Genomic DNA, 23,130 nt, shown 5'->3' with positions numbered 1-23,130 from the left:
TGAGGCGGGCCGTCAGGCCACCCTTGCGGGTTCCTCCCGCTCGGCCGTACGTTCGCGGTCTGCCGCACCGCCGGAATCTCGCGCGGGTACCGTCACTTCGTCGAACCCCGGCCGCGCCCGCCCGCCGAAGGCACGCAGCCACGACCACACGGCGGCGAACCGGTTGCGGAATCCCACGAGGTAGAACAGGTGCACGGCGAGCCACGTGAACCAGCCGAGCAGGCCGGTGAGCTTGATCCCCAGCGGAGCGTCGACGACGGCGTTGTGCCGGTTGACGACGGCCATGCTGCCCTTGTCGAGGTAGCGGAAGGCGGTGCCGGTGACCGTCTTGCCGCGGATCATGTCGGCGGCGTGGCGGCCCTGCTGCATCGCGACCGGGCTCTGGCCGGGATAGCCGTTCAGGCTGGTCATGTCGCCGATCGCGTAGATGTCCGCGCGGGCGCCGACGGTCAGGTCCGGGTTGATCAGCAGGCGTCCGGCTCGGTCGGTCTCGCATTTGGCGGCCTCGGCGACCACGGCCGCCAGCGGTGTCGCCTGCACACCCGCCGACCAGACCACGGTGCGGGTGGCGATGGTCTGCTCGGCGCCGTCGGCGCCGCGCACGGTGACGGCGTCGTCGTCGATGTCGGTGACGAAGGTGTCGGTGAGCACCCGGATGCCCTCGGCCTCCAGCGTCTTGCGGGTGAAGTCCGAGAGTCGTCCACCGTAGACCGGCAGCAGGTCGCCGGCGCCCTCGACGAGGTAGACCTCGGCCGGGACGTCGGTGAAGTGCCGGGTACGCAGTTCCCGGATCTGGCCGGCGATCTCCACGCCCGTCGCGCCGCCGCCGACCACCACGAAGGTGTGCGCCGCGGTGTCGGCCATCGGGGCGGCGAAGCAGTCGAGCAGATGGGCGCGCAGACCGACGGCGTCGTCGAGGGTCTTCAGCGAGAAGGTGCGGTCGGCCCACTCGTCGTGCCCGAAGTAGCCCTGCGCCGCACCGGCCGCCACGATCAGTCGGCGGTAGCCGATCTGCCGATCCCCGGTCTCGGTGCGGTAGGTGAGCACCTGGGCGTCGGCGTCCAGTGCCGTCACCCGACCCTCGATCACGTCGATGCAGTCCTTGCCGTCGAGGATTCCAGCGATCGGCGGGGCGATCTCGGCGGCCGGGAGCACCCCGGTGGCCACCTGGTACAGCAACGGCTGGAACAGGTGCTCGGCGGTGGCCGAGATCAGCGTCGTCGGCACCGCCGACTTGGCCAGCTGCTTGGCCGCGGCCAGTCCGCCGAAGCCCGAACCGATGACGACGACCTCGGTGGTCCGCATGGGCGATCTCCTCTGCTCTCGAATCACTGACCACCACTGTGGTAGATGGAGACACGTCCCGCCAAGCCCGTCGACCATGCATTATCGGATCAGACCGATCTGTTCTGCTCATATAATGGCGGCATGGAGTTCCGTCAGCTCACCTACCTGGTCGCGGTCGCGACGCAGGGCGGATTCTCGCGCGCTGCGCGCGCCTGCTTCGTCTCTCAATCCGCCGTCAGCCACCAGATCGCGGCCCTGGAACGCGAACTGGGGGTCGAGCTGTTCGAACGTTCCAGCCGCACCGTCACTCTCACCGAGGCCGGCCAGACCCTGCTGCCGCGCGCGGAGGAGTTGCTGGCGCTGCGCGACGACGCCGTCGCGGCGGTGGCCCCGCGTCCCGACCGGGTGCGGATCGCCGCCAACATGTCCTTCGCGCGGACCGCGCTGGGCGCGGTCTCCGCGGTGCGCGACCGCCACCCCGAGGCCGAGATCGACTTCCTGATCAAGTCCTTCGTGCAGCGCATCGACGCCGTCGCCTCCGGTGAGGCCGATCTGGCGCTGGTGCGGGGCGCCGTGGACCGGGAGGGCCTCTACCTGGATCCACTCTGGCTGGATCAACCGGTGGTGGCCTTCTCGTCCCGGCATCCGCTGGCCGGTCTCGGCCGCAGTCCCGGTCCGCACGATCTGGCCGACTATCCGCTGGTGCTGCCGCCCGCCGAACAGCAGGTGCTGCTGCATCAGCTGGTGGACCGGGTCTTCACGCGCGCCGGCCGCACACCCCGCTACGGTCCTGGGCTGCGACCGGGGCACCCGGTGGCCTTCGAACTGATCAATCACCCGGACAGCTGGACGCTGCTGTACGAGGATCCGCTGGTCCCCGGGCTGGTGTGCCGGCGGGGGCTGGAGTTCACGCTGCCCGTGTCTGCGGTGCTGCGCACCGACGCCACCCCCAACCCGCTGGTGGCCGAACTGCTGACGGAGTTGTCCAACGGCTATCGGCGCGACTGAGCCGGACTCAGCCGCCGCAGCAGCCGCCCAGCTCCCCGGCGTCCAGATCTGAAGCCTTCCGGACGTCTCTGGTGCGAGCGTTGCGCGCCGCCCACTCGTGCCGCGCCGGGTAGTACACCTGGGCCAGAATCAGGCCGCGCGCCTGCGCCACGGGCACCTGCGCACTGCGGACCCGCTCGTCCAGCAGGCCCGCACACCAGGCGAGGTCGCGGCGGCCGTCGCCCACCGAGGCCACCGCCCCGACCAGTGACCGCACCATCGACCAGCAGAAGGCATCGGCCCGGACCCGGCCGACCAGCACGCCGTCGTCGCCGCGGTGCCACGCGAACTCCTGGAGTTCGCGGATGGTGGTCGACCCTTCCCGGGCACGACAGAAGGCGGCGAAGTCATGCAGCCCCAGCAGACGCGCGGAGGCCTCGTTCATCGCCTCGGCGTCCAGGGGGCGCTGCCAGTGCGCGGTACTGCGGGCCGCCAGCGGCTCGGGCCCCCACGGCGCATCGGAGAGCCGGTACTCGTACCGCCGGGCCAGCGCCGAGAATCGGGCGTCGAACTCGCGGGGCACGGCCTCGACCGCCTTCACGCGCACGTCGTCGGGAAGCAGCTTCGCGAGCCGGCGCACCAGTCGTGCCGGGTCTCCCCCGATCGACCGGGCGTCCAGGGCGGCGGCCGGGATGTCGCAGTGCGCCACCTGCCCGGTGGCGTGCACGCCGGCGTCGGTCCGGCCGGCCACGGTCAGCCGCACCGGTACGCGCAGCACCGTGGCGAGGGTGTCCTCCACCGTCTCGCACACGGTGCGGCGTCCGGGCTGGCGGGCCCACCCGGAGAAGTCGGTGCCGTCGTAGCCGATCACCAGGCGCAGGCGCACCTGCGGGGCGGATACGACGAACCCGCCGGCCCCCTCATGGGGATCGGCGGGCTGCGTCATCGGATTCTCGCTGATGGCGAGCTCCGACTACTTCTCTTCGTTGGAGCCGTCGACGTCGGCGCCCTCGGCGAGAGCGTCCTCGGCGGTCGCCGAGGCCTGGTTCTCGTCGGTGGCCTCCGCGACGGCGTCGGCGTTCTCGACCTCGGCCTCGGTGGCGTCGTCGATCACGGCCTCGACCGGGTTCTCGGTCTCCGCGGCGGCTTCCGCCTTCTTCTTCGACGCGGCGGCGCGGGTGGCGCGGCTCGCTTCGTTGGCCGCCGTGCGCTCACGAACCAGCTCGATCACGGCCATCGGGGCGTTGTCGCCCTTGCGCGGCGCGGTCTTGATGATGCGCGTGTAGCCGCCGTCGCGGTCGGAGAAGAACGGACCGATCTCCTCGAACAGGACGTGAACGATGTCCTTGTCGCGGATGTCCTTCATCACCTCGCGACGGTTGGCGAGCTCGCCGGCCTTCGCGTGGGTGATGATCTTCTCGGCGTACGGACGCAGCCGCTTGGCCTTGGCTTCGGTGGTGGTGATGCGGCCGTGCTCGAAGAGCGCCGTGGCCAGGTTGGCGAGGATCGCCTTCTGGTGGCTGGCCGACCCGCCGAGGCGGGTACCCTTAGTGGGCTTGGGCATTGATTTCTCCTAGGAGGGGCGCCGATCGGAAGACCGGCAGTCTCAAATGGTCTGCGGGCTACAGCTGCTCGGTTTCGGCGAAATCCTCACCAGCGTCGTCGCTGTACGACACCTCATCGCTCCACGTGCCGGTGGCCGGGTCGTAACCGGCGACCTGCGACGGGTCGAAGCTGGCCGGGCTGTCCTTCAGGGACAGGCTCAGGCCGTGCAGCTTCACCTTGACCTCGTCGATCGACTTCTGACCGAAGTTGCGGATGTCGAGCAGGTCCGACTCGGTGCGTGCCACCAGCTCGCCGACGGTGTGCACACCCTCGCGCTTGAGGCAGTTGTACGAGCGGACGGTCAGCTCCAGATCCTCGATCGGCAGGCTGAACGCGGCGATGTGATCGGCCTCGGCGGGCGACGGTCCGATCTCGATGCCCTCGGCCTCGACGTTGAGCTCCCGGGCCAGGCCGAACAGCTCGACCAGGGTCTTACCGGCGGACGCCAGAGCGTCGCGCGCGGAGATGGAGTTCTTGGTCTCCACGTCGAGCACCAGACGATCGAAGTCGGTGCGCTGCTCGACACGGGTGGCCTCGACCTTGTAGGTCACCTTCAGGACCGGCGAGTAGATCGAGTCGACCGGGATACGGCCGATCTCGGCACCGGTGGCCTTGTTCTGCACGGCCGGCACGTAGCCGCGGCCCCGCTCGACGACCAGCTCGATCTCGAGCTTCCCCTTGTCGTTGAGGGTCGCGATGTGCAGGTCCGGGTTGTGCACCGTGACACCGGCCGGGGGCACGATGTCGGCGCCGGTGACGGCACCGGGGCCCTGCTTGCGGACGTACATGGTGACCGGCTCGTCCTCTTCGGAGCTGACCACGAGGCCCTTGAGGTTCAGGATGATGTCGGTGACATCCTCCTTGACCCCGGGGACGGTGGTGAACTCGTGCAGGACACCGTCGATGCGGATGCTGGTGACCGCCGCGCCCGGGATGGACGACAGCAGCGTGCGCCGCAGCGAGTTGCCCAAGGTGTAACCGAAGCCCGGCTCGAGGGGTTCGATGACGAACTTCGACCGGTTCTCGGCGATGACCTCTTCGGACAGAGTGGGTCGCTGTGAAATGAGCATTGGTGAGTGATTCTCCTTCTACCGCCCGCTATATGACGGCCTGAGGGGGTTACCGGACAGCGGCTGCTGTCGCGGTGATTACTTGCTGTAGTACTCGACGATGAGCTGCTCGGTGAGCGGCACGTCGATCTGCGCGCGCTCGGGCACACTGTGCACGAGGATGCGGAGGGTCGACGGGACCACCTGGAGCCATGCCGGAACGGGACGCTCGCCGAGGGTCTCCTTGGCGATCTGGAACGGCAGGGTCTGCAGCGACTTCCGCTTGACGTCGATGATGTCGTACTGGCTGACGCGGTAGCTGGGCACGTCCACGGAGACACCGTTGACGGTGAAGTGGCCGTGGCTGACCAGCTGGCGGGACTGACGACGCGTGCGGGCCAGGCCGGCACGGTAGACGACGTTGTCCAGACGGGTCTCCAGGATCTTCAGCAGCTCGTCACCGGTCTTACCCGAGCGGCGGTTGGCCTCCTCGTAGTAACGACGGAACTGCTTCTCCATGACGCCGTAGGTGAAGCGGGCCTTCTGCTTCTCCTGCAGCTGCAGCAGGTACTCGGTCTCCTTGATCCGCGCGCGGCCGTGCTGGCCGGGCGGGTACGGACGACGTTCGTAAGCCTGGTCTCCACCGATCAGGTCGACGCGGAGACGACGGGACTTCTTGGTTGCGGGGCCGGTATAACGAGCCATGTTTCCTCTTTCTCCCTCTCCCGCTAGACCCGGCGCCGCTTGGGCGGACGGCAGCCGTTGTGCGGCTGCGGGGTCACGTCGGAGATGGTGCCGACCTCGAGGCCGGCTGCCTGCAGTGAACGGATGGCGGTCTCACGACCCGAGCCCGGGCCCTTGACGAAGACGTCGACCTTCTTGACGCCGTTCTCCATGGCCTTGCGGGCGGCGTTCTCGGCAGCGAGCTGCGCGGCGAACGGGGTGCTCTTACGCGAGCCCTTGAAGCCCACGTGGCCGGACGAAGCCCAGCTCAGCACGTTGCCCTCGGGATCGGTGATCGAGACGATGGTGTTGTTGAACGTCGACTTGATGTGCGCCTGGCCGTGCGGAACGTTCTTCTTCTCGCGACGGCGAGTGCCCTTCTTGGGGCCGGCACTGCGTGACTTGGGGGGCATTACTTCTTCTTCCCGGCGATGGTCTTCTTCGGGCCCTTACGAGTACGGGCATTGGTCTTGGTGCGCTGACCGTGAACGGGCAGGCCACGACGGTGGCGCAGACCCTGGTAGCAGCCGATCTCGATCTTGCGACGGATGTCGGCCTGGACCTCGCGGCGCAGGTCACCCTCGACCTTCACCGAGGATTCGATGTACTCACGGAGCTTCGAGACGTCGGTGTCGGTGAGGTCCTTGGCGCGCATGTCCGGGTTGAGCCCGGTAGCGCCGAGGATCTCCTTGGAGGTGGTGCGACCCACTCCATAGATGTAAGTCAGTGCGATCTCCAGCCGCTTCTCGCGGGGGAGATCGACACCAGCAACACGTGCCATGTGGCGTTTCCTTCGATTTTCAGAGGTCTGCTCCCAGTCCGTCCCGACTCTGCGTCGGGCCCCGGCCTCTGGTCCGGGGGTAGGCGAGCGCGCGTCTGCGCAGGCTGGTGCTGGGAGTTCCTTGGTGGTGACGATATTGAGTTGTCATGTTCTTCAAGCGGACCTGAAGAAGGACGTTGATCAGCCCTGACGCTGCTTGTGACGCAGGTTGTCGCAGATCACCATGACCCGTCCGTTACGGCGGATCACCTTGCACTTCTCGCAGATCGGCTTGACGCTCGGCTTGACCTTCACGTCAGCTTCTCCTTATTGAAAGTCCCGGGAACGTGCTCGCCCCGGACGGTCTACTTGTAGCGGTAGACGATGCGGCCGCGAGTGAGGTCGTAGGGCGACAGCTCTACGACGACGCGATCCTCCGGCAGGATGCGGATGTAGTGCTGCCGCATCTTGCCGCTGATGTGGGCGAGCACCCGGTGGCCGTTCTCCAGCTCAATGCGGAACATCGCATTGGGCAGGGGTTCGACGACGCGACCCTCGACCTCAATGGCTCCATCTTTCTTGGCCATATCCTCCGCGATTCTGGGCGGCGCATAGTGCGTCTCCCGGTTGAATCCTTGGTTTTCCGCTACGGTCGGCACATCAGCGTTCTCCGCCTGGACCGTTCCCGTTGGGAGCGGCGCGCAGGCATGCGGAATCCGCGTGACGCACCGAGGTTCTATAGTACGCGGGCGCACCGCCACGGCCAAACCGCCCCTACCGGGAACGATCACGGCACGTCTTATCCCCCGAACCCGCGCGTGTTTGACAGACTGGGGACATGCGCTCCTTTCTGATCCGCACCCTGCTGACCGCCTTCGCCCTGTGGGTGGCGGTGGAGCTGGTACCCGGCCTCGAGTTCGACTTCGGTTCGCTCTCCTCATGGTGGGCCAAGTTCGGCGTCGTGCTGCTGATCGCGGTGGTGTTCGGGCTGGTGAACGCGTTCATCAAGCCGATCGTTCAGGTGCTGTCGATTCCGCTGTATCTGCTGACGCTGGGCCTGATCCACATCATCATCAACGCGTTCATGCTGGAACTGACGGCGTGGATCACCAACAATCTGACCCATTGGGGCCTGGAGGTCGATAGCTTCTTCTGGGCGGCGATCTTCGGCGCCCTGGTGATCTCGATCGTCAGCTGGCTGACGGCGCTGCTGCTGCCGGAGAAGGTCGACAACCTGTATTCCTGACCGGCACCGCGGGGGCGCCGGCTCCGCGGCACGGGGCCGCTGCACTCGATTCGGGGGAGTTCACGATGACCGTTTCCGACTCTGCCCTGCCCGAATGGCTGATCATCGTCGCGTGGATCAGCCTGGCGCTCGGGATCCTCTGTTCGCTGCTCATCGCCGCCGACATCGCTCGCCGGCCGCAGCCGATGAAGGTGATGAACGTGGTGTGGCCGATCTGCGCATTGTTCGGCTCACTTCTGTGGCTGGCCGGCTATCTGTGGTGGGGCCGGGCCGACCTGCCGGACAAGCACGCCGGCACGTCCGCCGTGGACCGTACCCACGCCGGGGCGGAGGCGGTGCCCGCGACGACGTCGAAGCCGATGGACCGCATGACGTCGATGGACGGCACGAAGACCATGCCCGGCATGGACATGAAGGACATGCCCGGCATGGGCAAGCCGGCGCTCGGCCTGTCCGGCAAACCGCACAGCATGCCGGTCTCGGTGTTCTGCGGTACCAGCCACTGCGGTGCGGGCTGCTCGCTGGCCGACCTGATCGTGGAGTGGACCCTGTTCGCGCTGCCGTCGTTCGCCGTGGTGGGCGGCCTGCACTGGCTGTTCCCCGATTCGATCAGCCACGGCGCCCTGTACGCGGGCTGGGTGATCGCCTACTTCGTGGCTCTGGCCACCGGGATCACCTTCCAGTACTTCGCGATCGCCCCGATGAATCCGCAGCGGAGCAGGCCGGGCAACATCGGCGCCGCGGCCAAAGCCGACGTGCTCTCGCTGTCGGCCTGGCAGATCGGCATGTACGGGGTGATGGCGATCGCGCAACTGGTGGTCTTTCCCGCCTGGTTCGGCGGACAGGTCTCGGTGGGCACCCCGGTCTTCTGGCTGACCATGCAGCTCGCGATGCTGGCCGGTTTCTGCACCGCGTATCCGGTCAACTGGTGGCTGATCAGCAGCGGGGTGAAAGAGCGGATGTGAGCCCCTCCCCGGTCGCCGGTCGGGCCGCGGTGAGCCGCCTCGGCGGGAACCTCGGCGAACGGTCCCCGCGGTGGCCGTTAGCCGTATATTGATGGGCGATGGGACGAATCACTGCCCGACGGCGGGTGACTCGGGTCCGGCGCGGCCTCAGCCCCGACAGCCGCGCGGATCTGCTCGCCGTTGAGGAGCCGCTGGAGATCCGCGTCGACGGATCCCCGCTCGCGGTCACCATGCGCACGCCGGGGCACGACGTCGAGCTCGCTGCCGGATTCCTGGTCTCCGAAGCCGTCCTGACCCGGCGCGACGACCTGCAGACGGCACGCTACTGCGCCGGCGCGGTCACCAGCGGCCCCGACGGACTCGCCGAGAACACCTACAACGTCCTGGACGTGACACTCGGCCCGGACGTGCCGCCCCCGGCGGCCTCGAGCGCCCGCAACTTCACCACCACCAGCGCGTGTGGCGTGTGCGGGAAGACCAGTATCGACGGCGTCGAGACCGCCTCGGCCTTCGATCCCGCCGGCGACCCGGTCACCGTTACCGCGGACTTCCTGCTCGACCTGCCCGAGCGGCTGCGCGGCCAACAGTCCGTGTTCGACAAGACCGGCGGCCTGCATGCGGCGGCGCTGTTCGACGCCGCCACCGGTGAGCTGCTGGCGGTCCGCGAGGACGTGGGCCGCCACAACGCCGTCGACAAGGTGATCGGCTGGGCGCTCAACGCCGACCTCCTGCCGCTGCGCGGCACCGTGCTGCAGGTGTCCGGGCGGACGAGTTTCGAGCTGGTGCAGAAGGCGGCGATGGCGGGCATCCCGGTGCTGTCGGCCGTGTCGGCGCCGTCGTCGCTGGCGGTGGATCTGGCCGAGGCGCGTGGCATCACCCTCGCCGGGTTCGTCCGGGGAGACTCCCTGGTCCTCTACAGCCGCGAGGACCGGGTCATAGAAGACGAGGACCGGTCGCCGACAACCGGCACGGTCTCAGGGGAGAGGAACAATCATGACGTTCAAACCGCCGGTGGAAGACTTCACTGACGCCGACCTGAAGGTGACGCCGCGCGCCACGTGGGCGGTGGGCCTGCCCGCCATCGAGCACGCGATGCTCCCCGCGCTCGGCGAGCTCGATCCGGCGCGCACCGCGAAGGTCTCGTTCTCCATCAATCACAAGTCCGGTTTCGACTGCCCGAGCTGCGCGTGGGCCAACCCGGATCGGTCCAAGCCGCTGGAGTTCTGCGAGAACGGCATGAAGTCGGTGGTGTGGGAATCCACCCCGCTGGTGGTGCCGCGCGACTTCTTCGAGGCGCACTCGGTGACCGAACTGGCCGGCCGGTCGGAGTGGTGGCTCGGCTTGCAGGGCCGCATCGCCGAACCGATGTACAAGGCCCCCGACGACGACCACTACCGTCCCATCTCGTGGGACGACGCGCTGGACCTGGTGGCCGACAAGCTCAAGAGTCTCGACGACCCCAACGAAGCCATCTTCTACACGTCCGGGCGCATCACCAACGAGCCGGCGTTCCTGTTCGGACTGCTCGCCCGCGCCTACGGCACCAACAATCTGCCGGACTGCTCCAACATGTGTCACGAGGCGACCGGCTCCGGGATGGTGCCGGCCATCGGCATCGGCAAGTCGACGGTCCACTACGACGACTTCGGCAAGGCCGACCTGGTGATCGTCATGGGCCAGAACCCGGGCACCAACCACCCGCGGATGCTCAACGCCCTGCAGGACACCAAGGTCAACGGCGGCACGATGGTGGCGGTCAACCCGCTGCCGGAGGCCTCGCTCCTGCGCTACAAGAACCCGCAGAAGCCGGCCGGGGTGATCGGCGACGGCATCGCGATGGCCGATCAATTCGTGCAGATCCACATCGGCGGCGACATGCACCTGATCCAGGCGATCGCCAAGCGGGTGCTGCTGGCCGAGGAGACCGATCCGGGCAACGTCCTGGACTGGGACTTCATCAACACCTACTGCGCGGACTTCGACGAGTACCGCGACCACATCATGGCGATCGACGACGACGAGGTGCTCGCCGCGACCGGATTGGCCGCCGAGGAGATCGAGGAACTCGCCGAGCGCTACCTGAACTCCGACGCCACCATCGTCACCTGGTGCCTGGGCATCACCCAGCACCGCAACGCGGTGGCCACCATCGCCGAGATCATGAACCTGCTGCTCCTCAAGGGCAACATCGGCAAGCCGGGCGCCGGCGCCTCCCCCGTCCGCGGACACTCCAACGTCCAGGGCGACCGCACCATGGGCATCTGGGAGCAGATGGGCGACGCCTACTTCGACAAGCTCGACGTGGCCTTCGCCCACACCTTCCCGCGCGCCCACGGCTACGACTCGGTGAACGCGATGAACGCCATCGACGACGGCAAGATCAAGGTCTTGTTCTCGATGGCGGGGAATCTGATGGCGGCGATGTCGGACTCCAACCGGTCCGCCGAAGGCATCGGCAACGTCGACCTGACCGTCTCGGTGACCACCAAGCTCAACCGCTCGCACGTCCTCACCGGCAAGGCCTCGCTGCTGCTTCCGGTGCTGGGCCGCACCGAATACGACGAGCAGGCCACCGGACGTCAGCACACCACGGTCGAGGACACCGTCTGCTTCGTCAACGCCACCCACGGCGAACTGCCGCCGGTGAGCGACGATCTGCTCTCCGACGTGTCGGTGCTGAGCCGCCTCGCGCAGCGGCTGGTCCCCGATGTCGGCGAGATCGACTGGGCGGGAATGGAAGCCGACTACGACAAGATCCGCGACAAGATCGAAGCGGTGATCCCCGGCTTCGACGACTTCAACGAGCGGCTCCGCAAGGAGAAGGGATTCCTGCTCCCGCACGGGCCGCGTGATTCGCGCACCTTCCCCACCGCCGACGGCAAGGCCCACTTCGCGGTGCACGAGGTCGATCACTTCCACGTCCCCGAGGGGCGGCTGGTGCTGCAGACCATGCGGGCGCACGACCAGCACAACTCCACGATGTATGCGCTCGGCGACCGGTATCGCGGCATCGCGAACGGCCGCTTCGTGATCTTCGTGAACCCCGAGGACCTGGCCGAACTCGGCCTGTCCGACGGGCAGACGGTCGACATCTTCTCCGAGTGGCCCGGCCAGCCCGACCGGGTGCTGCGCGGCTACCGCGTCGTCTCCTACGACACCAAGAAGGGCTGCTGCGCGGTCTACTTCCCCGAGGGCAACGCCCTGGTGCCGCGCGAATCGGTGGCGGTCGGCTGCAACACGCCCACATCCAAGCAGGTGGTCGTGCGCCTGGAAGCCGGCACCGACCCCGTGCAGACCGGCCTGCCGGTCACCCACTAGTGCGGGCGGTCGTCCAGCGGGTCTCGGCCGCCTCGGTCAGCGTCGACGGCGAGGTGGTCGGGACCCTCGACCTGCCTGCGGGACACCTCGGGCTGGTGGCGCTGGTCGGGGTCACCCACGACGACGATGCGGCGGCCGCGGCCAAGCTCGCCGACAAACTGTGGCGGCTGCGGATCTTCCACGCCCCCGACGGACCGGAGCGGTCGGCCGCCGACCTGGCCGCCCCGATCCTGGTGATCAGTCAGTTCACCCTGTACGCGAACACCGACAAGGGCCGTCGGCCGTCGTGGAATGCGGCCGCGCCCGGCCCGGTGGCCGAACCGATGGTGGAGGCCGTCGTCGCCGAGTTGCGCGGGCTCGGCGCCACGGTGGCCACCGGCCGGTTCGGGGCGCACATGCAGGTGGCGCTGACCAACGACGGTCCGGTCACGCTGATCGTCGACGTCTGACGCCCCCCCGGGGTCAGGGGTCAGGGGTCAGGGACGCAAGGTGAGGATGCGCGGGCCGTCTTCGGTCACCGCGACGGTGTGTTCCCAGTGGGCGGCGCGGGTGCCGTCGTCGGTCACCACGGTCCAGTCGTCGTCGAGGATGCTGGTGTCCGATCCGCCGAGGGTCAGCATGGGTTCGATGGCCAGCGTGGAGCCGACCACCAGTTCCTCTTTGCCGCGGCCGGGATTGTCTTCGTTCGCCAGGAACGGATCCATGTGCATCTCGCGGCCGATGCCGTGGCCGCCGTAGCCCTCGACGATCCCGAAGGACCGGCCGAACCGCTTCTCCGCGGCCCGCGTGCCGGCCTCGATGGCCCGCGACACGTCGTTGACCTTGTTGCCCGGGATCATCGCGGCGATGCCGGCCTCCAGGGACAAGCGGGTGGCGTCGCTGAGTTCGGAGTCGTCGCGCGAGAGCGCACCGACGCCGAAGCTCCACGCGGAGTCGCCGTGCCAGCCGTCGAGGATGGCGCCGCAGTCGATGGAGACCAGGTCGCCGGGCGCCAGCACCGTGGCCGACGACGGGATGCCGTGCACCACCACATCGTTCACCGAGCTGCAGATGGATCCCGGGAAACCGTGATAGCCCTTGAACGACGGAACGGCACCGGCTTCGCGGATCACCGTTTCGGCGATCTCGTCCAGGTCGAGGGTGCTGACCCCGGGGACGGCGGCCTCCCGGCAGGCGACCAGGGCGGCGCCCACGATCGCACCGGCGGCGGCCATCGCGTCCAGTTCTCCGGCCGAGCGGAACGGAACCACCCGGCGCTTTCGCAAACGAACCACGGTCAGACGCTCACGGACGGATCAGGCCTTGCCGAGCTTGCCCAGCACCAGCTGGTGCACGTCGGCCACCTCACCCATGCCGTCGATCTCGGTGATGGTGCCGGCGTAGTGAGTCAGCAGCGGCGCGGTCTCGGCGGCGTAGACCTTCATCCGGTTGCGGATGACGTCCTCGGTGTCGTCGGCGCGCCCGCGGGCAAGCATGCGCTCGACAACGGCGTCCTCGTCCACCACGAACGACAGCACACCGTCGAGCTCGACGCCCAGTGCCTCGAGGATGCCGGTCAGCGCCTCGGCCTGCTCCACCGAGCGGGGGAAGCCGTCCAGGATGAAGCCCTTGGCGGCGTCCGGCTCAGTGAGACGCTCGCGCACCATGTCGACGGTCACCGCGGAGGGAACCAGGTCACCGGCGTCGAGGTACTTCTTGGCCTCGAGGCCGATCGGCGTGCCCTGCGAGATGTTGGCGCGGAACAGGTCCCCCGTCGAGATGTGCGGGATACCGAGCGCCTCCGAGAGCAGTTCGGCCTGCGTGCCTTTGCCTGCTCCGGGCGGACCGAGGATGACAAGTCTCACTTGAGGAACCCTTCGTATTTACGTTGCATCAGCTGGCTGTTGATCTGCTTCAGAGTATCGAGGCCGACGGCCACCATGATCAGAAGTGCCGTACCGCCGAACGGGAGATTGGCCACACTGCTGCTGTTGCCGATCTCCAAGAACAGGTTCGGGAGGATGGCGATGATGCCCAGGTACAGCGAACCGGGCAGCGTGATGCGGCTCAGGACGAAGCTCAGGTAGTCGGCGGTGGGCTTGCCCGGACGGATGCCGGGGATGAACCCGCCGTAGCGCTTCATGTCGTCGGCGCGCTCCTCCGGGTTGAAGGTCACGGCGACGTAGAAGTAGGTGAAGAAGATGATCAACAGGAAGTACACGGCGATGTGCACCCAGCTGCCCGGATCCACCAGGTTGTCCTGAATCCACAGCTGCCAGCCGGAGACCTCGGAGCTGCCCTGGGTGACGCTGATGATCAGCTGCGGGATGTACAGCAGCGACGACGCGAAGATCACCGGGATGACGCCTGCGGTGTTCACCTTGATCGGGATGTAGGTGGACGAACCGCCGTACATCTTGCGGCCCACCATGCGCTTGGCGTACTGGACCGGCACTCGGCGCTGGCCCTGCTCGATGAAGACCACCGCGAGCAGGATGATCAGCACCGCCACACAGACCAGGCCGAACATCAGGCCGCCGCGGGACTGCAGGATGGTGCGGCCTTCGGCCGGGAGGCGAGCGGCGATGCCGGCGAAGATCAGCAGCGACATGCCGTTGCCCACGCCGCGCTCGGTGATCAGCTCACCGAACCACATCACCAGCGTGGCGCCGGCGGTCATCACCAGGACCATCAGGGTCAGGCCGAGGATCGACTTGTCGTGCAGGATCGCCTCGGGGTCACAGTCGGCACCGGACGACGGCAGCAGGTTGCCGTTGGCGGCCAGCGCGACGATGCCGGTGGACTGCAGCAGTGCCAGCGCCACCGTCAGGTAGCGGGTGTACTGCGTCATCTTGTTCTGGCCGGACTGGCCTTCCTTGCGCAGCTGCTCGAAGCGCGGAATCACCACGGTCAGCAGCTGCACGATGATCGACGCCGTGATGTACGGCATGATGCCGATCGCGAACACCGACAGCTGCAGCAGCGCACCGCCGGAGAACATGTTGATCAGTGAGTAGATCTGCCCTGAGTCACCGCGGCTGGCGGCGTCGACACAACGGTTGATCTCGCCGAAGTCCACGCCGGGCGACGGAAGCGTCGCACCCAGGCGGTACAGCACGAGGATGCCGAGGACAAAGAAGATCTTCTTCCTCAAATCAGGCGTCCGGAAGGTCGCCACGAGGCTGGAAAGCACTAACTCCTCCTACGACCGCGCAGTCTGTCGACCGCGAGCGGTGCTCGGCTGTCTACTCATCGAAAAGTGCGTGGCGCACCGCTGACGCGGACACCGTATGGGGCCCAAGACCCCACAGAACAAAAACTGTAACAGTCACCATGCGCCACCGGTCAGGTGCGCCGTCGGCTCATCCGTTGACAGGAATCGCGTCGGGCACACCTGACCGGTGGCGTCTTCGGTGTCCATCTAGTCGGCAGACCTACTGCTCGGTGCAGGTTCCGCCGGCCGCAGTGATCTTCTCCTTGGCGGCACCGGTGAACTTGTCGGCGGTGATATCCACCTTGACGTTCAGTTCGCCGTCACCAAGAACCTTGACCAGCCGCTTCTTGCGAACGGCACCCGCAGCGACCAGGTCGGCCACACCGATGGTGCCGCCTTCCGGGAACAGGCGGGCGATGTCGCCGACGTTGACGACCTGGTACTCGACCCGGTTGCGGTTCTTGAAGCCCTTCAGCTTCGGGAGCCGCATGTGGATCGGCATCTGGCCGCCCTCGAACGCGGCGGGCACGTTCTTGCGGGCCTTGGTGCCCTTGGTGCCGCGACCGGCGGTCTTACCCTTGGAGCCTTCACCGCGACCCACGCGGGTCTTGTCGGTCTTCGACCCGGGAGCCGGGCGAAGGTGGTGCAGCTTGATAGCGCTCATTCGTTGACCTCTTCAACAGTCACGAGGTGCCGCACGGCTTTGACAAGGCCGCGGTTGATCGGCGTGTCCTCGCGGGTGACCGTCTTGCGGATGCCCTTGAGACCAAGGGTGCGCAGGCTGTCACGCTGGTTCTTCTTGGTACCGATGGTGCCCTTGATCTGGGTGATCTTCAGCTGTGCCATGGTTTACTTCCCTTCGGTCGCAGCAGCGGCCGCGGCGGCGCGAGCGCGCAGCATGCCTGCCGGTGCGACTTCTTCCACAGACAGACCCCGTCGGGCAGCGACCTCTTCAGGCTGCTGCAGCGACTTGAGGGCTGCGACGGTGGCGTGCACGACGTTGATCGCGTTGTCCGAGCCGAGGCTCTTGGCGAGGACGTCGGTGACGCCCGCGCACTCGAGGACGGCGCGCACGGCGCCGCCGGCGATCACACCGGTACCCGGGCTGGCCGGGCGCAGCATGACCACGCCGGCCGCATCCTCACCCTGAACCGGGTGGGTCACGGTGCCGCCGATCATCGGAACGCGGAAGAAGCTCTTGCGAGCCTCCTCGACGCCCTTCTGGATGGCCGCCGGAACTTCCTTGGCCTTGCCGTAGCCGACACCGACCATGCCCTGGCCGTCGCCGACCACCACGAGCGCGGTGAAGGAGAAGCGGCGTCCGCCCTTGACCACCTTGGACACGCGGTTGATGGTCACCACGCGCTCGAGGTGATTGCGCTCCTCGCGCTCGTTGCGGCCTCCGCGGTTGTCGCGGCGATCACCGCGGCCGCGGCCGCCGCCGCGATTGTCGTTGCTGTTGTTGTTTGCGCCGGCGGGTCCGTTACCGCCGTCACGCTGACGTCCGGGCATCAGAGGTTCCCTCCGGTCTTGGTCATGGTCTCGATCATCTTCGTCATCAGAACGCCAGGCCTCCCTCACGAGCGGCATCGGCCAGTGCGGCGATGCGGCCGTGGTAGGCCTTGCCGCCGCGGTCGAAGACGACTGTCTCGATGCCGGCGGCCTTGGCGCGCTGAGCGACGAGCTCGCCGACCTTGGCGGCCTGGGCGCTCTTGTCGCCGTCGAGCCCGCGCACGTCGGCCTCGATCGAGCTGGCCGCGGCCAGGGTGTGACCGCTCAGGTCGTCGATCACCTGAACGTGGATGTGGCGGCTGCTGCGCTTGACGGCCATGCGCGGACGCGCCGCGGTGCCGTTGACCTTCTTGCGCAGACGGAAGTGACGACGCTTGGTCGCACTGCGGCGACGGGTCGACGCGTCCTTGCCGATGGGCGTGCGGTCGATTGCTTCACTCATGTCTTACTTACCCGTCTTTCCGACCTTGCGGCGGATCTGCTCACCTTCGTAGCGAATGCCCTTGCCCTTGTACGGGTCCGGGCGACGCAGGCGGCGGATGTTCGCCGAGATCTGGCCGACTTGCTGCTTGTCGATACCCGAGACCGAGAACTTGGTCGGGGACTCCACCGCGAAGGTGATGCCTTCCGGAGCCTCGATCGGAACGGGGTGGCTGTAGCCGAGGGCGAACTCGAGGTCCCGGCCCTTGGCCTGCACGCGGTAACCGACGCCGAAGATCTCCATCTTGGTGGTGTACCCGTTGGTGACACCTTCGACGAGGTTGTTGACGAGCGTGCGGTTGAGGCCGTGAAGAGCGCGGCTGCGGCGCTCGTCGTTCGGCCGGCTCACCACGATGGTGTTGTCTTCCTTGGCCACCTCGATGGGCTCAGTGACGGTGAGGTTCAGTTCGCCCTTGGGGCCCTTGACCTTCACGTCCTGGCCGTCGATGGTCACCTCGACACCAGCGGGGATCTCGATGGGGTTCTTACCGATACGCGACATAGTTTTTGCGCTCCCCTACCAGACGTAGGCGAGGACTTCGCCGCCCACGCCCTGGTTGGCTGCCTGGCGGTCGGTGAGCAGGCCCGACGACGTGGAGATGATGGCCACGCCGAGGCCGCCCAGCACCTTGGGCAGGTTGGTGGACTTTGCGTACACCCGCAGGCCGGGCTTCGAGACGCGACGGAGACCAGCGATGCTGCGCTCCCGGCTCGGGCCGTACTTGAGGGTGACGATGAGCTTCTTGCCGACCTCGGCGTCTTCGACGCGGAAGTCGGTGATGTAGCCCTCACGCTTGAGGATCTCGGCGATGTTCACCTTGATCTTCGACGAGGGCAGAGTCACCTCGTCGTGGTACGCCGAATTGGCGTTACGCAGACGCGTCAGAAAGTCTGCGATCGGGTCAGTCATGGTCATGGTTGACCGTCAACCTTTCTCGTAGCGGTTCCCATGCAACGGTGAAGCGGGCGTACCCGCGACTCCGGTGGGCCTTCCACGAAGTGGATAGTTGTGCAAGGTTCTGCGGATCGATCGCTCTCTCCGCGACCCTGTCCGGTTCCATTGGCTTTTCGCCGGGACCGGAAAAGGTATGAAGTTGTGGCTCCCGGGGGCACAGTTCACCCGGGCAACCGCTCAAGTGTAGGAAACCGGGGGCCCGATGACCAAATCGACGCTGCTGGGAGCGGACGCCTGCCGAACGGCATCGTCGCTGTCTTCTCGTGTCACCACGCCTCTCCGCAGCGACGCGCTGAAGATCCCGGCGACACGGATGACCGACGACGATGGCCGGTCAGCGACTTCGAACTCGCCCCCTGCGCGGCCCCTCCCAGCTGAGCCGACCCGCTTCGGCATTCCGTCGGTTCCCGCCGTTCTCAGCTCGACGCCACCGAAGGGTCTTTCGGAGTGATAATCGCCGATTCCGCACCCCGCGAGTCGCCTGCGTCCGATACTGCAGACGAGGGAGCATGGGTTCGGAGCCCGTTCGCGTCGGACGATCCCAGCGCGTTCCACGAGCCGCGTGGAGCAGCACATTTCGGCCGACACGAGGGGGTCCTCCCTTTGGAGGACGGTCCAACGCTCTTATCTCTCTCACAGTAAGGTTGACTCTTCCGGTGTTAAGGATAGGAAGGGGGTTGGCTCGATTGACGCAGGTGCACGACACTCCGGTCGTCGAGGTCGGGGAGGCGGCAGCGGTGGCTGCCCCGGAGACCGATCATGAACCGGCTCCTGGTTTCCCCGCTGAGAAGACCGAGCCGTCCCACGACGCCCCCTCACCCGACGCCGACACCGGCGACGGGGCCGCAGATTCTGTCTCTTCCGAGGTCGAGGACGTCGAGGAGTCCGTGGAGGTCGACGAATCCGCGACCGACGCGTCCGACACCGATGATTCCATCGACGATGACGGCGGCGATGACGGCGGCGAAGCGGCCGGCGATGAGGCTGCTACCGAGGACGAGGCAGTCGAGGACGAGGCAGTCGAGAACGAAGTAGTCGAGGACGAGGCAGTCGAGGACGAAGCTGCCGCCGACGAGGCGGCAGGCGACGACGCAGAGACCGTCGGCGACGGTGTCGCTGCCGACGACCAGACGGCCGAGCACGACGCACCGGGCGCCGATTCCGAGACCGACGAGCCGTCTGCCGGCAGCGACTCGGCACCGGTGTTCACCGCCCCCAGTTGCGCTGTCATCGACGAGTTCACCGAACAGCTGATTCACACCAAGTCCGCCACCTCCGGTCCGGTCGTCGACGACGCCGGTTCCACCGTCCGGTTCCGGCGGATGTCCGGCATCCCCGGCACCCTGTGGTCGTGGCTGCTCGCCCTCGTGACCTTGAGCCTGTCGGTGGCCTACGCCGTCTGGCTGCTCCGGTCCGGCCCGCCGCTGGGCGACCGGATCCTGCGGGCCGCCGGCCTGGCGGCCGCGGCCGTGGTGGTCGCCACGCTCGCCGTGGAGGTGCTGCGCCTCCTCCTCATCGGCATGCTGTCGATGGCCACGTCGCTGGTGCGCAAACCGGTCCCGGTCAAACCCCATAAGAACCTCAAGGTCGCGGTCCTCGTCACTTTCGTCCCGATCTCGGAGTCGCTGACCATGCTGGACGAGACGCTCCGGGCCGCGCAGCGGCTCGAGGTGCCGCACGGCACCCAGGCCGGCGACGATGACGATCCCGCGTTGATCGACATCTTCGTCCTCGACGAAGGCGACCCCGACCACCCCCACGCGGTGCAGGAGACCATCGACCGGCTCAACGCGTCGCCGGGCCACCGGATCCACCGGGTCAGCCGCTACGGCATAGGCAAGTATCACCGGGGAAAGAAGTTCGCGACCAAGACCAAGCACGGCAACGTGAACGCCGCGTACGAGATGATCCGGGAGAACCCGGAGTACCCCCGGTACGACGTGCTCATCGGCCTCGATCCCGATCACGTCCCGATGCCCGAGCTCACCAGCCGTCTGTGCGGCTACTTCAACGACCCGGACGTGGCCTACGTCGCCGCGCCGCAGGCGTACGCCAACTCCACCGTCCACGTGGTGGCCAAGCTCGCCGAGTCGCAGCAGTTCGTGTTCCACTCGCTGATCCAGCCCGCCGCCAACTCCTACGGCGGCCCCATGCTGGTCGGCACCAACTACGCGCTCCGCACGTCGGTGTTCGAGCAGATCGACGGCGCCCAGCCGTCCATCACCGAAGACCTGGCGACCGGCCTGAAAGCCCTCTCCAACCGCAACCCGGACACCGGGCGGCGCTGGACGGCCGTGTACACCCCGGACGTGCTCGCACACGGTGAGGGCCCGAACACCTGGGGCGCCTACTTCAAGCAGCAGAACCGCTGGGCGACCGGCGCCATCCGGCACGTCATCGCCGGACCGTTCATCTTCCAGATGATGAAGACGTGGCACAGCCCGCGCCGCGTCCTGCACTATTCGCTGCTCATGGCCTTCTATCCGGTCATGGCGGTCACCTGGATTCTGGGCGCGGTGAACGCCGGCCTCTTCGCGCTGAGCGGCGGCAGCGGCACCGTGGTCGATCCCGGCCACTGGGTGCTGTTCTACACGTGGACCATCATCGCGCAGGTCACCATCTTCATCGCCGCACGGCGACACAACGTCAGCCCGTACGAATCGGCCAACTCCTGGGGCGTCTACGGGATGTTCATGAGTGTCGCCGCGGCCCCGATCTACGTCTCCGCCCTCCTCAAGTCGCTGGTCACCTCCAACCCGACGTTCGATGTGACTCCCAAGGGCGGCACCGCCGCGAACCGCGATTCGCTGTTCACCTTCCGGTTGAGTCTGTTCTGGGCGGTGCTCTACGTGGTGATCGCCTGGCGGATCATCACCACCGGATACGGGTCGGTGGCGACGCTCACCTGGCCGGCCATCGCCCTGTTCCTCTCCCTCGCCCCCGTCGTGATCTGGCTCGCCGGCACCCCACGTCGCCGTCGCCGCCGGGCCGACGATCCCGGGCCGGCGACAACCCCGGCCGAAGACACCGCGCTGGTGGCGATCGCCGCGAAGGACGGATGAGATGACGAAGACGGAACGCTTGCTGCGCCGCTGGTGGCGGATACCGGTCATTCTGGTGGCGCTGGGCGTCGCCCTGACGATCACGGCGCCGCCGGCGGCCATGCTGATCCGGAACATCGCGCACGAACGGCTGATCAACTCGCCGGAGTATCAGGCCGAGTTCGGCCGGTGGGACGTGATCGAGCTGCCCGAGTCCGAGCGCATCAACGCCATCCACGCCACGATGCTGCCGACCGGCAAGGTGCTGCTGATCGCCGGATCGGGCAACGACGTCGAGATGTTCGAGGCCGGCACGTACAAGACCATCGTGTACGACCCCGCGACCGGCGACGTGAAGCACGTCCCCACCCCGGTGGACATGTTCTGCGCCGGGCACGCCCACCTGTCGAACGGCAACATCCTGGTCGCCGGCGGCAATCAGGGGTACGAGAAGTTGGGGGTCAACATGACCAACGCGGGCGGCCCGATGACGGTGGTCAACGAGAACCCGGATGCCGGCTACACCATTCCCGAGGGCACCGTCTTCACCTCCACGACCAACGGCAACAGGTACCGCTCGGATTCGGCGGTCACCCTGCCACCGGCGCAGAAAGACCCGTGGTACTACACGGTCACCCCGACTGAACGCCGCGTGTACGTCTCGTCCGAGGTGGAGGGGGCCGACGGGGTGCTCACCACCAATCACGCGTTCAACGTCGCCCTGCGCGGCGGCCCCGACGCGAACGTCCACGCCTGGGCGCCGCGCCTGACCATGGAGAAGAAGGAGTACCAGGGCCTCCCGGACACCTTCGAGTTCAATCCGCGCACCGAAGAGTACGAGCGGGTCGACTCGATGGAGTACGGCCGCTGGTACCCGACGCTGACCACACTGCCGAGCGGCCGGGTCATGGCCATCTCCGGCCTCGACGGGGCCGGCTCCATCCTCGAAGGCGAGATCGAGACCTACGATCCGCGGACGCGGAAGTGGACCGAGCGCCCGGAGTTCAAGCGGTACTTCCCCACCTATCCCGCGATCTTCTCCACGACGCAGCCGGGACGGCTCTTCTTCGCCGGGCCGAGCACCGGCTGGGGGCCGGCCACCAAGGCCCGGGAACCGGGCTTCTGGAACCTGAACGACAACACCTTCGTCCCGGTGCCGGGAATCCGTGACCCCCACCTGCTCGAGACCGGCTCGGCCGGATGGCTGGGACCGGTCAACGACCAGCGGATGGTGGTGGTCGGCGGGGGCGGCGTCGGCGATTCGCTGGAGTCCACCAACCGGATCGACGTCATCGACCTCAAGGCGCCCCGGCCCCACTTCGAGCCGCTCGCAGAGCTGGCCGACGCCACCCGCTACCCGAACCTGGTCTCGTTGCCGTCGGGCGATCTGCTGATCACCAACGGCGCAGGCAAGTACCGCGGCATGTTCAAGAGCGACCTGCACCGCGCCTACATCCTGGGCCAGGACGGCAAGCTGCGCACCATCGCCGATCCGAAGGTGGGCCGCAACTACCACTCGACGGCGATGCTGCTGCCGAGCGGCCAGATCCTGACGACCGGCTCGGATCCGCTGTTCTCCGACGAGAAGAATCAGAAGCCCGGCACGTTCGATCAGCGCTTCGAGATCTTCACCCCGCCGGAACACGTGCGCGCCCAGCAGCGGGGGCTGAACAGGCCGGAGATCGTCGACGGCCCCACCTCCATGCCGCTCGGTTCCCGGGGCGTCTTCACGCTGGCCGAGCACAACACCCCGACCGAGGTGACGTCGGTGCGCATGATGGTGCCGGCATCGGTCACGCACATCACCGACACCAACCAGCGGTCGGTCGACATCCCGTTCACGCAGGCCGGCAACCGGGTGAACGTCACCCTCCCGGACAGCACCGACCTGATGCCGCACGGGAACTACATGGTGTACATCAACGACGACCAGGGGCTGCACAGTGCCGCGCATTGGGTGAAGATCACTCCGCCGCCGCCACCGCCGCCGCAATGGGAGGTCTACTGAC

The 23,130-nt window shown here is 67.4% G+C and carries 26 protein-coding genes; 8 read left to right on the top strand and 18 right to left on the bottom strand.

Translation table 11 applies throughout. From position 1 onward, the window contains the following. Positions 1-12: 12 nt before the first annotated feature. The gene (locus ABD732_RS04680; protein WP_344781077.1) at positions 13-1,305 is read right to left on the bottom strand and encodes an NAD(P)/FAD-dependent oxidoreductase; all 1,293 of its coding nucleotides are present in this window, start codon (positions 1,303-1,305) and stop codon (positions 13-15) included. A 123-nt stretch (positions 1,306-1,428) separates the two neighbouring features. On the opposite strand from ABD732_RS04680, the gene ABD732_RS04675 reads away from it, so the two are divergent. Next, positions 1,429-2,295 (top strand): LysR family transcriptional regulator, encoded by an 867-nt coding sequence (locus ABD732_RS04675; protein WP_344781075.1) that lies wholly within the window; start codon positions 1,429-1,431, stop codon positions 2,293-2,295. Positions 2,296-2,302: 7 nt separating this feature from the next. Here the strand turns inward: ABD732_RS04675 and truA are convergent, their stop codons facing one another. From truA to infA, 8 genes are all read right to left on the bottom strand, one after another. Beyond that, the gene (gene truA, locus ABD732_RS04670) at positions 2,303-3,220 is read right to left on the bottom strand and encodes a tRNA pseudouridine(38-40) synthase TruA (protein WP_344781073.1); all 918 of its coding nucleotides are present in this window, start codon (positions 3,218-3,220) and stop codon (positions 2,303-2,305) included. A gap of 27 nt (positions 3,221-3,247) precedes the next feature. Then, on the bottom strand, positions 3,248-3,838 hold the full coding sequence (gene rplQ, locus ABD732_RS04665) for a 50S ribosomal protein L17 (protein WP_344781071.1): 591 nt from the start codon (positions 3,836-3,838) through the stop codon (positions 3,248-3,250). A 58-nt stretch (positions 3,839-3,896) separates the two neighbouring features. After that, positions 3,897-4,949, bottom strand: a complete 1,053-nt coding sequence (locus ABD732_RS04660; protein WP_344781069.1) for a DNA-directed RNA polymerase subunit alpha — start codon at positions 4,947-4,949, stop codon at positions 3,897-3,899. 78 nt (positions 4,950-5,027) lie between these two features. Then, positions 5,028-5,633, bottom strand: coding sequence for a 30S ribosomal protein S4 (gene rpsD, locus ABD732_RS04655; protein ID WP_344781067.1), 606 nt, complete (start codon positions 5,631-5,633; stop codon positions 5,028-5,030). A gap of 23 nt (positions 5,634-5,656) precedes the next feature. Then, on the bottom strand, positions 5,657-6,064 hold the full coding sequence (gene rpsK, locus ABD732_RS04650) for a 30S ribosomal protein S11 (protein WP_246991829.1): 408 nt from the start codon (positions 6,062-6,064) through the stop codon (positions 5,657-5,659). Then, positions 6,064-6,432, bottom strand: a complete 369-nt coding sequence (gene rpsM, locus ABD732_RS04645) for a 30S ribosomal protein S13 (protein ID WP_344781063.1) — start codon at positions 6,430-6,432, stop codon at positions 6,064-6,066. The genes rpsK and rpsM overlap by 1 nt, the downstream gene beginning before the upstream one ends. Before the next feature lie 180 nt (positions 6,433-6,612). Next, positions 6,613-6,726 (bottom strand): 50S ribosomal protein L36, encoded by a 114-nt coding sequence (rpmJ, locus tag ABD732_RS04640; protein WP_009679193.1) that lies wholly within the window; start codon positions 6,724-6,726, stop codon positions 6,613-6,615. Positions 6,727-6,776: 50 nt separating this feature from the next. Then, a complete protein-coding gene (gene infA / locus ABD732_RS04635) occupies positions 6,777-6,998 on the bottom strand; it encodes a translation initiation factor IF-1 (RefSeq protein WP_065023936.1) in 222 nt (73 codons plus the stop codon). A gap of 251 nt (positions 6,999-7,249) precedes the next feature. Here infA and ABD732_RS04630 point away from each other — a divergent pair, with 251 nt between their 5' ends. The 5 genes from ABD732_RS04630 (at position 7,250) to dtd (ending at position 12,389) form a co-directional block, all read left to right on the top strand. After that, positions 7,250-7,657 (top strand): phage holin family protein, encoded by a 408-nt coding sequence (locus tag ABD732_RS04630; RefSeq protein ID WP_344781057.1) that lies wholly within the window; start codon positions 7,250-7,252, stop codon positions 7,655-7,657. A gap of 65 nt (positions 7,658-7,722) precedes the next feature. Then, positions 7,723-8,622 carry a DUF4396 domain-containing protein gene (locus ABD732_RS04625; protein ID WP_344781055.1) on the top strand — a complete coding sequence of 300 codons (900 nt, stop codon included), beginning with the start codon at positions 7,723-7,725 and terminating at the stop codon, positions 8,620-8,622. Positions 8,623-8,720: 98 nt separating this feature from the next. Continuing rightward, complete coding sequence (fdhD, locus tag ABD732_RS04620) at positions 8,721-9,650, top strand: formate dehydrogenase accessory sulfurtransferase FdhD (RefSeq protein WP_344781053.1); 930 nt, start codon at positions 8,721-8,723, stop codon at positions 9,648-9,650. Beyond that, positions 9,616-11,940 (top strand): FdhF/YdeP family oxidoreductase, encoded by a 2,325-nt coding sequence (locus ABD732_RS04615; RefSeq protein ID WP_344781051.1) that lies wholly within the window; start codon positions 9,616-9,618, stop codon positions 11,938-11,940. The genes fdhD and ABD732_RS04615 overlap by 35 nt, the downstream gene beginning before the upstream one ends. Further along, on the top strand, positions 11,940-12,389 hold the full coding sequence (dtd, locus tag ABD732_RS04610; protein ID WP_344781049.1) for a D-aminoacyl-tRNA deacylase: 450 nt from the start codon (positions 11,940-11,942) through the stop codon (positions 12,387-12,389). Before ABD732_RS04615 ends, dtd begins: the two co-directional genes overlap by 1 nt. Before the next feature lie 27 nt (positions 12,390-12,416). On the opposite strand, the gene map is transcribed toward dtd, so the two are convergent. The 9 genes from map to rpsH form a co-directional block, all read right to left on the bottom strand. Further along, on the bottom strand, positions 12,417-13,214 hold the full coding sequence (gene map / locus ABD732_RS04605; protein ID WP_344781047.1) for a type I methionyl aminopeptidase: 798 nt from the start codon (positions 13,212-13,214) through the stop codon (positions 12,417-12,419). Positions 13,215-13,235: 21 nt separating this feature from the next. Beyond that, positions 13,236-13,784 carry an adenylate kinase gene (locus ABD732_RS04600; RefSeq protein WP_344781045.1) on the bottom strand — a complete coding sequence of 183 codons (549 nt, stop codon included), beginning with the start codon at positions 13,782-13,784 and terminating at the stop codon, positions 13,236-13,238. After that, positions 13,781-15,112, bottom strand: a complete 1,332-nt coding sequence (gene secY, locus ABD732_RS04595) for a preprotein translocase subunit SecY (RefSeq protein ID WP_344781043.1) — start codon at positions 15,110-15,112, stop codon at positions 13,781-13,783. The genes ABD732_RS04600 and secY overlap by 4 nt, the downstream gene beginning before the upstream one ends. Positions 15,113-15,353: 241 nt before the next feature. Beyond that, positions 15,354-15,797: a 50S ribosomal protein L15 gene (rplO, locus tag ABD732_RS04590; RefSeq protein WP_344781041.1), complete on the bottom strand. Its 444-nt coding sequence runs from the start codon at positions 15,795-15,797 to the stop codon at positions 15,354-15,356. Beyond that, positions 15,794-15,979 carry a 50S ribosomal protein L30 gene (rpmD, locus tag ABD732_RS04585; RefSeq protein ID WP_246991849.1) on the bottom strand — a complete coding sequence of 62 codons (186 nt, stop codon included), beginning with the start codon at positions 15,977-15,979 and terminating at the stop codon, positions 15,794-15,796. The genes rplO and rpmD overlap by 4 nt, the downstream gene beginning before the upstream one ends. Before the next feature lie 3 nt (positions 15,980-15,982). Beyond that, positions 15,983-16,645, bottom strand: a complete 663-nt coding sequence (gene rpsE / locus ABD732_RS04580) for a 30S ribosomal protein S5 (protein WP_344781037.1) — start codon at positions 16,643-16,645, stop codon at positions 15,983-15,985. A gap of 46 nt (positions 16,646-16,691) precedes the next feature. Further along, on the bottom strand, positions 16,692-17,087 hold the full coding sequence (gene rplR / locus ABD732_RS04575) for a 50S ribosomal protein L18 (RefSeq protein ID WP_344781035.1): 396 nt from the start codon (positions 17,085-17,087) through the stop codon (positions 16,692-16,694). Between the two features lie 3 nt (positions 17,088-17,090). Beyond that, complete coding sequence (rplF, locus tag ABD732_RS04570) at positions 17,091-17,627, bottom strand: 50S ribosomal protein L6 (RefSeq protein WP_344781033.1); 537 nt, start codon at positions 17,625-17,627, stop codon at positions 17,091-17,093. A 15-nt stretch (positions 17,628-17,642) separates the two neighbouring features. Further along, positions 17,643-18,041 (bottom strand): 30S ribosomal protein S8, encoded by a 399-nt coding sequence (gene rpsH / locus ABD732_RS04565; protein WP_344781031.1) that lies wholly within the window; start codon positions 18,039-18,041, stop codon positions 17,643-17,645. 716 nt (positions 18,042-18,757) lie between these two features. Between rpsH and ABD732_RS04560 the strand changes: the two genes are divergently transcribed. Continuing rightward, positions 18,758-21,142, top strand: coding sequence for a glycosyltransferase family 2 protein (locus tag ABD732_RS04560; RefSeq protein ID WP_344781029.1), 2,385 nt, complete (start codon positions 18,758-18,760; stop codon positions 21,140-21,142). A 1-nt stretch (position 21,143) separates the two neighbouring features. Beyond that, positions 21,144-23,129, top strand: a complete 1,986-nt coding sequence (gene glxA / locus ABD732_RS04555; protein WP_344781027.1) for a radical copper oxidase GlxA — start codon at positions 21,144-21,146, stop codon at positions 23,127-23,129. The last annotated feature ends 1 nt before the right edge of the window (position 23,130 follow it).

This window comes from Gordonia caeni (assembly GCF_039537105.1).
GTDB lineage: Bacteria > Actinomycetota > Actinomycetes > Mycobacteriales > Mycobacteriaceae > Gordonia > Gordonia caeni.
The sequence above is the reverse complement of the archived record's forward strand: the minus strand, read 5'-3'. Positions and strand labels throughout refer to the sequence as shown.